Origin of the sequence: Microbacterium sp. HSID17254, assembly GCF_003989315.1 — a bacterium.
GTDB lineage: Bacteria > Actinomycetota > Actinomycetes > Actinomycetales > Microbacteriaceae > Microbacterium.
In genome coordinates this window covers 1-816 of the sequence record NZ_RBLT01000173.1, presented here as the reverse complement: position 1 = coordinate 816, position 816 = coordinate 1, and the positions used below count along the sequence as shown (strand labels likewise).

Annotated in this window: 2 protein-coding genes; both read left to right on the top strand. The window is 73.7% G+C overall.

Translation table 11 applies throughout. From position 1 onward, the window contains the following. Nucleotides 1-147 precede the first annotated feature (147 nt). Nucleotides 148-300, top strand: coding sequence for a hypothetical protein (locus D8M34_RS19155; RefSeq protein ID WP_161973099.1), 153 nt, complete (start codon nucleotides 148-150; stop codon nucleotides 298-300). Then, nucleotides 278-517 carry a hypothetical protein gene (locus tag D8M34_RS18415; protein WP_148113110.1) on the top strand — a complete coding sequence of 80 codons (240 nt, stop codon included), beginning with the start codon at nucleotides 278-280 and terminating at the stop codon, nucleotides 515-517. The genes D8M34_RS19155 and D8M34_RS18415 overlap by 23 nt, the downstream gene beginning before the upstream one ends. Nucleotides 518-816 lie beyond the last annotated feature (299 nt).

The window sequence follows — 816 nt, the reverse complement described above, 5'->3', positions numbered from 1 at the left end:
GGGGGGGGGGGGGGGGGGGGGGGGGGGGAGGGGCGGGGGGGGGGGGGGGGGGCGGGGGCGGGTGGGGGGGCGGGGGCGTGGGCGGGATGGGCGGAGCGGGGGAGGGATCGTGCGGGACGGGATCCGGGGGGTGAAGGGCGGGCGGGGGTGACCATTGACGAGCCCGGCGCCGGGGAGCTGACCGAGGCGGCGGTGTCGCGGATCCAGGCGGTGCACGACGCGGAGCGGTTGCGGTACGAGGAGGTCGTGGCCCCGCGACCCGTCGGTGAAGGCCGCGATGGAGGGCCGCTACCTCGATGAGCTGTCGGCGTGCGTGCACGCGGTCCGGGACGCCTACCTGGCCGAGGGGATCTCCCGGGAGCGCGCCGCGCAGGCTGCGGAGTCCTGGTTGATGATCAGATCGGGGGTGCGGGGCGACCTGGCGTTCGGCGAGGAGATCCTCGCCGACTTCGCGTCGGGGAAGCTGCGGCGCGGCGGGAGGGGCATAGGCGCCACCTACGATGACCGGTGTGAGTGATGAGACCGCGCCGCAGGATGTCCCGACCGTGCGGACTCGGGCGTCGGCGTTGTGCGACCGGCTCGCGATCCGTTTTGAGGCCTGTCGGTTTCGCCTCACCGGTGCCCAGTTGCCTTACCTGCACCCCCCGCCCCCTCCGGGCCCCCGCACCTTCTTCGCCGGGCCCTGCCTGCCACCGCCCGCGCTCCCCCGGCCCCCCTTGTTCCCCCCCTTCCCCGTCTCCCCAGGCCCCCTACCCTCCAATAGTATATTCCCCTTTTCTCCCCTTGAATAGTTGACCTCCCTTCGTAGCTCTACTT

Bases quoted from the DNA above. Each gene is read 5' to 3' on its own strand.
- D8M34_RS18415 (WP_148113110.1), top strand. From the start codon at position 278: ATGGAGGGCCGCTACCTCGATGAGCTGTCGGCGTGCGTGCACGCGGTC.